At 53.2% G+C, this 8021-nt stretch carries 7 protein-coding genes; 1 reads left to right on the forward strand and 6 read right to left on the reverse strand.

The genetic code is table 11. The features are described from left to right. Nucleotides 1-123 precede the first annotated feature (123 nt). Genes DACE_RS12255 through DACE_RS12265 form a run of 3 tightly spaced genes read right to left on the reverse strand, consistent with a single transcriptional unit; the run spans nucleotide 124 to nucleotide 2350 of the window. A complete protein-coding gene (locus DACE_RS12255; protein WP_006001704.1) occupies nucleotides 124-879 on the reverse strand; it encodes a sulfite exporter TauE/SafE family protein in 756 nt (251 codons plus the stop codon). Then, nucleotides 876-1625, reverse strand: coding sequence for a tRNA cyclic N6-threonylcarbamoyladenosine(37) synthase TcdA (locus DACE_RS12260; RefSeq protein WP_006001706.1), 750 nt, complete (start codon nucleotides 1623-1625; stop codon nucleotides 876-878). Before DACE_RS12260 ends, DACE_RS12255 begins: the two co-directional genes overlap by 4 nt. After that, a complete protein-coding gene (locus DACE_RS12265) occupies nucleotides 1622-2350 on the reverse strand; it encodes a TatD family hydrolase (RefSeq protein ID WP_006001708.1) in 729 nt (242 codons plus the stop codon). The genes DACE_RS12260 and DACE_RS12265 overlap by 4 nt, the downstream gene beginning before the upstream one ends. Before the next feature lie 149 nt (nucleotides 2351-2499). Between DACE_RS12265 and DACE_RS12270 the strand changes: the two genes are divergently transcribed. Next, entirely contained in the window at nucleotides 2500-2760 is a 261-nt protein-coding gene (locus DACE_RS12270) for a TIGR03905 family TSCPD domain-containing protein (protein WP_006001710.1), read from the forward strand. On the opposite strand, the gene DACE_RS12275 is transcribed toward DACE_RS12270, so the two are convergent. From DACE_RS12275 to DACE_RS17450, 3 genes are all read right to left on the reverse strand, one after another. Next, nucleotides 2761-4014, reverse strand: a complete 1254-nt coding sequence (locus DACE_RS12275; RefSeq protein WP_006001713.1) for a hypothetical protein — start codon at nucleotides 4012-4014, stop codon at nucleotides 2761-2763. Between the two features lie 84 nt (nucleotides 4015-4098). Beyond that, nucleotides 4099-4881, reverse strand: coding sequence for an outer membrane lipoprotein-sorting protein (locus DACE_RS12280; protein ID WP_006001714.1), 783 nt, complete (start codon nucleotides 4879-4881; stop codon nucleotides 4099-4101). A gap of 66 nt (nucleotides 4882-4947) precedes the next feature. After that, nucleotides 4948-7956 carry an efflux RND transporter permease subunit gene (locus DACE_RS17450; RefSeq protein WP_006001716.1) on the reverse strand — a complete coding sequence of 1003 codons (3009 nt, stop codon included), beginning with the start codon at nucleotides 7954-7956 and terminating at the stop codon, nucleotides 4948-4950. Nucleotides 7957-8021: the final 65 nt, after the last annotated feature.

Raw genomic sequence — 8021 nt, forward strand, 5'->3', positions numbered from 1 at the left:
AATTACCACCTGGCGGGGATCACATATTAGCGCCCATCTTAAACATCGTTTTAAAAAATTGCAAAAAGAAATTGTATACAGTGTGCATTTTCTTAGCTGTATACAGATTGTCTGAGAAGGGTCTTATGCCAGGAAAAGTCGCACGGCACACAGCAGGACAACAAGGGTCACAACCCGGCGTAACCAGTGATGTCCCTTGAGAACAGCCAGCCGCGCAGCCATGGCACCGCCACAGGCATTGCCGACCGCCAGCACACCACCGACCAGCCAATCAACCTGACCGTTCCAGGCAAAGATGGCCAGAGCCGGCAGATTAAGGATCAACACGACAACCACCTTAAGCACATTTCCCTGCACCAGATCCAACCCAACCATCAACACAACACTGAGGATCAGAAATCCGACGCCGGCCTGAACAAACCCGCCATAGAGCCCAACAACAAAAAAGCCCACCAGCAACAGGATGGAACGCAGTCTCGGGTGGTCGGAAAAACAGCCCTGAAAGCGTCGTGCCGGATCAAAAGTGGTCAGCAGCAAAACCAGCACCATAACGGCAGCCAGTACCTGTTTAAACAGGCTATCATCCATCTCTACCGCCAGTTGAGCACCGATCACCGCACCAATTACCGCCGGCACCGAGCACAGCAATGCCAGCCGCCAAGAGAGCACACCACTGCGATGAAAGCTTTTCAGAGCAAAAATATTTTGGACGACAATGGCCACCCGATTGGTGCCATTAGCAACCGTTGGTGGAAGTCCGAGAAAAATCAGCAGGGGCAAGGTCAGCAGTGAACCGCCCCCGGCGAGAATATTGAGAAAGCCACTGACCACACCAACTGCCGCCAATGCGACAAGTTGCCACCAGATCAGGTCGATCATGACGACACACCTGCAAGGCGGTTGATAACAAAACCGGCCATCATCAAACCAAACACAGGCGGAACGGTTGACAATGACCCCATGGGCGGCCGCTGCACCACAACCCCTTTTTGCCGCGGTGCCGACGGTCGGGTTGAATCCGGTAAGTACTCTTCGGTGGAATAGACCACCGGTACACCGTTCTCCACACCGCGCTTTCGCAACTCTTTGCGCATAATCCGGGCCAGACGGCAGTTGTGCGTTTCAAACAGATCCGCCTGGAGAATTTTCCCGGTATCGGTTTTATTGGCCGCGCCCATGGAGGAGATCACCGGGAGCTGTCGCTCTTTGCACTGCCTGATAAGGTCAAGTTTGGCGGTGATAGTATCGATACAATCGAGGACAAAATCAAAGGGTTCAGCCAAAAGAGCCGGACCCGACTCCGGCGTATAACGTTGGCATAACGCTGTGATCCGTAACGAGGGATTGATCATCCGGCAGCGCTCTGCCGCCACCTCGACCTTAACCCGGTCCACGGTGGAATCCAGAGCAAACAGTTGGCGGTTGATATTGGTAACACACACCCGGTCATAATCAATCAGGGTCAGAGCTCCGATACCGGAGCGGGCCAACGCTTCAACCGCATAACTACCGACACCACCCATGCCGAACACTGCCACATGACTCTGCGCCAGCCTAATCAAACCCTGCTCCCCGAGCAACAACTCACTGCGGCTGAACCGCTGTATATCTGACTCTGTCGTCATCTTGTCTCTCCGTGCGGCACACGCAAAATGCGCCGGGCATTCTCATCGGTGATCCGGATCGCCTGGTGCCGGTCCCAGTCGCGCAACCGCGCAACCTGATCGAGGATTTGATTCCAGGCCAGCCCCCAATCGCCACACGGCTGACGCCACGGCGCATCCGTTTCAATCAGTAAGGAGTCCTCGGAGACCGCCCGAACCACATCAACCAGTTTTTTCGCCGCCGGATCAAGAATCAAGCGGCCCACGCCCACCGCCAGATTCAGTCGCTCCAGTTGTCGAGCGATCTCAACACTGCCGTAAAAACCGTGCACCACGCCACCGACACGATCAATCCGTTCCTGCTCAAGCATGGGAATCAATTTATCAAAGCTGCGCACTGCATGAAGAACCACGGGTTTATCACAGGCCACGGCCAGCCGCAACTGACAACGCAGCACCTGCTCCTGGATCTCCATCGACACGGCGAGCCGCTTGTCCAATCCGATCTCGCCAACAGCCACGACACCGGCCCCGGCAAGCTGACGCCGTAGATGATCTTCGGTTGTCTTTTGCCACTGATGGGCGTGTTGCGGATGAACCCCCAGCGCCAGCCACTGCTGCGGATTATGATCATGCAAACGACGCAGTTGCGGCCAGTCCGCTTCGCTGATGGCCGCAGCCAAACAGGGCGTCACATAGCGATCAGTTGCTCTGAGTCGCTGAACATGGAGGTGGGTATCAAACAAGGGCGGCTCCTAGAGGGTAAAGCGACACGCAGCTTTGAACGGTCCTCTACCACGCATCGCCATTGCTATTTCAGCGGCAGTGTGTTAAAGATGCGTACGATAATTCAGATAATTGAATATCTTGACAATAGAATCAACGAGGGACCTCCATGACCTACCAGTTCAAACCCAACGGCTGCTGTGCTAAACAGATCAAAATCACCACGGATAACGACACCATCAGCGAGGTCAAATTCATTGGCGGCTGCCGTGGCAACACCGCTGGTATCGAACGCCTGATCCGCAACCAAAAAATCAGTGACGTCGCCCAGACCCTGCGCGGCATTACCTGTCGCGGCACCACCAGCTGCCCGGATCAACTCGCCATTGCCCTTGAACAGATCATGGACCAGGACTCTTCTGCAGCCTGATCAAAAGCTGTAACGCACCCCGGCATACACGTTGGTATTGTCCTCAAACTGGCCGAAAAAGGTGTGGGGAACGTCTCCGAAGAACAGGTTGGCTCCCAGATACAAACTGACAGCATCGCTGGCTTTATATTTGACATGGGGACGCAGATAACTGTCCCGGTCCGAAGGTGACCAATAGCTAAACAGGGAAAGCTCCAGATTCTGATTGAGCAACTGACGGGTAAGGCGCAGAGTCAGGACATGGCGATCCTCATCACGAGCTGCCATCCCCTCCGGCAGGGTACGTCGATAGGCAGAATAGTCCTGCATATATTCCAGATAATATTGCAGCGCTGCTGAAAAATTGCGGACGATCTCACGCTCATAGCCAACCAGCACTCGCATTTCACTGTTTGGCACCATGGCATCATCACCCCGCCGATCCTCCCGGGAATCGTAATAACCGGTTTCCAGATTAACAACCCCACCGGCAATACTGCCCCGCACACTTGCGCCAAAGACCCGCAATTTTGGAAAATAAGAGCGGTACACGACATCCACACCCTGGGGGCTCTTCCAATAACCGTCATAGGCATAAGCCGCCCATTCAACCCCTTCGACATTCCGCGAAATACGCAGATGCCACTCATCTTCGCGCAACCACTCTGTGCGCTGATCAACAGCCATGTCATCCCCGCTACCAGCACGCCGACCCAACATGGGATTCCAGTATGAGATCCGTTCACCCGAGATGTAACGATCGGCATCAAAGCGCGGCACATAGATCACGTCAATATTGGCCCAGGACGGATAAAAACTAAACATGGCGGCATCGGACGGCGCTTTGAGGTATTCAACATCGCGGCCAATGAAAAAGGATTGCCAGTCTTTGGGAAACAGGTCGTTGATAAACAGCAGATCACCGGTTCCCCAAGTGAGAATCTGCCGCCCGAGCTTGACATCGAGAAAGTAAAAGGGCGTCAGGAGAACATTGGCTTCACGCAGATCGAGCACCCCGTGACCACGTTCCAGGTCCTGATCCGTCTCACCGGCGGCCTCATCGCCAACAAGATCAGCACGAAACTGCCAGATGGCCAGATCCGACATATGATTGAGGTCCAACTGCAGACGCAGTTCGTTGAGAATCGCCCGTCGCTCTACCGCATCGTCCTGAAGACGCATGCCACTGCGCCCATCGATAAAACCGTGCACTTGCCAGCCCCAGGCAGCAGAAGCCCACAACAACAGCACCAGCGCCAGTCCCCATCGCTTCATGCCACGTCCCTCCTTCGATCCATCATTGCAAACCGCGACCAGCCCGATGTCATGCCAGCCTGGGCTGGTCGCAAAATGTGCGCGCTATTGAACTTCCCGTGGTGGGCGGCGCAAAAAGCGCTCGGTGAAGATCCGGCTGCTCAAGCCAATATTATATTCCACGTCACGGAATTCATTGCGTGTCACACTACCGGAGGCCAGATCTCGCGCCTCGGAGACCGTGACAGTGGCAAAGCCTTGAATCTCTTCAACGTTCAGTGCCTCGACCTCACGGTACTTGTTACCGCTATGATCATAATAGTGGGCGATCATCGGCAGGAACGTACTCTTGTCGATATCGACCACATAGTGTGAAAACTCGACAGAGCCCGGATCTTTCGGCACATTATCGATACGATACACCGTGTCCGTCTCTTCAACCAACGTGTGAACATCTTCTTCCGGGCTGCGTCCGGAAACATCCTCATAAAGAAAATCAGAACCGACGAAGCTGGTGCGTTTGTCACCCGGTGCAATCCTTTTTTTCAGATTCAGGGCCGGCAGCCACAACCAGCGATCGTCATCACGGCCGATGTTTTTCCATACCAGGTAAGCCATTTTGTACACATCGGCCGGAGCCTTGAAATAGGTGTAGAATTTCTGGTCGCCATTGTCTTCGTTGTAACGAAGCTGTGTAAATTCACGAACGCGGACATCGCCTCCTTTGGCAGTAATGGTCATCTTGACCATCGCCCGACCATCCTTTCCAGAATAGTAGGACGCCTGATTGGCCTGGTCGATAATTTCATCCGCAGTTAACGCATAGCTCAGTGAGGAGACAACGAGCAGTAACATCAACGTCATTATGCTGAAACGAACAGAGTTCATGATGAATCTCCTTGTGGTGATAATTTTTAAGTCAAATCCACAGTTTTTTTGCTGAAATCTCAGCGGTTAAAGCCCTTCATCCAGCACATCCTGGCGGAACACCCAGCGCTGCAACAAAGTCAGCAAAGCGGGCAGAATGATCAACGATGCCAACCATGAGACCGCCATGATCGTCGCCAGAAAAAACCCAACCGTCTTATAAGGCACCAGCGGAGCCAGCAGCAATGGTGTAAAACCAACCGAGATGGTAATGGCATTACGGGTAATCGCCCGGGCCGGCTCCTTGAACATCACTTTACAGGATTCCGTCCAATCGCCATTCTGCCGATACAGCTCACGTGCCCGTTGCAGAAAATGGATGGCAAAGTCGACGCTCAAACCCAATGTCAGTGACGACAGCACCGCCACCGGCATATCATAATCCTTGCCTGCGACGCCAATCAGTCCATAGATCAAGCTGATGGTCACGGTCAGTGGAATCATCGCCAAGGCGCCCCAGATCACAGAGCGGAATAGCAACATCATCATCACCAGCACGACGACGAAACTCCCCGCCAGAGACGATAACATACCGTTAACCATTTTATCCTGCCAAACAACATTGAGATATGTCAGCCCGGCCCAGCGGTTCTTTAACGGAACCGGCGGCGGATTGCGCTGCATATAGTCTTCCACCTGGGCAACGACGGCTTCCATATCCTGATTGTCACCGCTTTTCAACTGAATCCAGACATTGGCTTCCCGGTAATCGCGAGTTATCATATGGAACAGGCTGTCTTTCTTTTTCATCCCTTCGAGCTGAACAAACACCTGACCAACGGCTGACGCCGTATCCGGCACGGCAAAATGAGTCTGATTACGCTGCTGATAGCGCTCCAGTTCCTCGCCTTCGGCATCGGCGGGCGGCGCCACATAGCTGAGTTCATACGCCGCCTTTTTCAGTGCATCAACGGCCGAGGTGCTCTTGCCGACTAATCCCCCTTCATTCAGCACCTGTTGCAACCCTTCGACATAGCGCAACATCTGTGGCTGTTTAAACGGCGGGGCCGTCACTTCAGCCTCCATCTCCAGGACAAAAGAAGCAAAGGATTGGCCGGTATGTTCGTCACAAATTTTCAACGCCGCATCCATCAACGGATAACCCTGCAGCGTGTCATCATCCGGCAACTGTTTGAGTAAAGCAGCCAGCTCTTGTGTTATCTGCACCTCTACGGGGGCCAGGTTGGCAATCAACTGCTTGCGCGTTAAGCCGTTGGGATCCATATAGTTGATCTCATCAGCAAGAACGTTCCACCCGGCCATAATCTGTTCATCAATGTCCTGCGCCTCAAGAAACAGCTGATGGAAACATTTGTGCACATCGCATCCGTCAACATGGCGCTGGTTGGCCTTGAGTTCTTCGAGTTTTGCCTTAATGCGTGCCACGCCCTGGGGAAACTGTTCACCAAACCGCTCCTGCACCCGTTTACGCACCAGGGCTCGCTTCTGTTCTCGGTTACAGGCTTCCGGTCTCACCTCGGCAAAAGTCAGATAAGCGGTATATGTACCACCAAAATGGTGATTGAGAATCCGGTCCGCCACCCGGATATCATGATTATGGGTGAACCATTTGACAGGATTGTCATTGACATTAATGGTCGAAATCCCATAGCCGGCGCCAATCAGCAGCACCACCGTGACCACCAATACCGTCCCTCCATGACTGAAACTCAGCCGTCCCATCGCCTCAAGCAATGTCGATAACAGCCCGGAAGAGGTGTCATGGGGTTGTTCAAGATGCGCCCGTGATAATTTTTCTTCCGAAATTGCCACCATGATATAAGCCGGGATGAACGTCATGCTCAACAGCCAGGCAACAGCCACACCAAACGCGACATGGAGACCAAATACTTCCACCGGCGGGATCGGAGTAAATGCCAGCGAACCAAATCCGGCGATGGTGGTCAGGCTAGTATAGAGCATCGGTTTAAACAGATGACCGATGACATAACGGATCGTCTCCTTCTTGTTGCCGAAACGGTGGTAGGTGTCGTAAAACTCACTGAGAATATGTACTGAATCCGCCACAGCGATCGGCATGAGGAAAATGGCGATCATCGAACTCATGATGTGCACATCGTAACCAAGACCGATCAACAGCCCCATGGCGCTGACGACACTGAACACCGCCACCAACATCGGAGCAATGATCAACGAGACATTGCGGAAAAACAGCCACATCAGCAGGAAGATCGCCAGTCCGGCTAACGGTGCCGAGGTGGCCATCTGCACCAGCATTTCAACGCCAAAGGTGTCTTCCGCCACCGGCAGGCCGGTAATCAGCACCCGATCTTCCTGTGGCCAATCAGCGGTTAAGGTCTGCACCAGATTCGCCACATTATAACTGTAGGGCTTGGCGATGATCGGAATATAAAGACAGACGGCTTTACGATCTTCCGACACCAGAGTCCCGCGATAGAGCGGATTGCTCATGGCATCCTCAGCAATCTGCCGGGCTTCCTCGTCAGTGCGGGGAGGATTTTCCATCAGATATTCGAGCTTCAGAGATCCCAGCCCGGCCTGCTTGATATTATCGACAACGCTTGGCGCCATCAATTCTCGTTTGACGATGGCGCTGTTGCCCTCATCATCAAACAGGTCATTGGGATTGTGATTAAAGACTTTTCCCAACAGGCGCGGCCACCACCCCTGAGGATTGAGATCGTACGTCGTCCGTTGTTGCGGCTGGCCCTGGTGTGCCGGAAGAACAATCTCTGGCAAACCCTGCTCATTTTTTTGCAGATGGAGTAATTGCTGGGTGAGATGATCAAGGCGGTTCAATGTCGCAACATTGAACACCCCATCCGGATTCGTCTCATTGACAACACCGACAATGACAAAATCGTACAGCGCGTACTTATCTTTCACCTCATGGTGAAAAATCCGCACCGGCTCATCGACAGACAGCATATTTTCCGGATCATTATCAAACGTGACCGCAGGAAACTGCATGGCGAACGCCACGACAAGGGCCAGAACGGTTATGATGATCAGCCAGGGTCGTTTCAGGCTGAATTGGGTAAGGGCAAGCTTCATAGTGGGCTCCTGAATTGCAGACAAGACGACCCTCAAAGATGTACCACAATAAAAACTAATGGTCA

The organism is Desulfuromonas acetoxidans DSM 684 (genome assembly GCF_000167355.1).
Taxonomy (GTDB): Bacteria; Desulfobacterota; Desulfuromonadia; order Desulfuromonadales; family Desulfuromonadaceae; genus Desulfuromonas; species Desulfuromonas acetoxidans.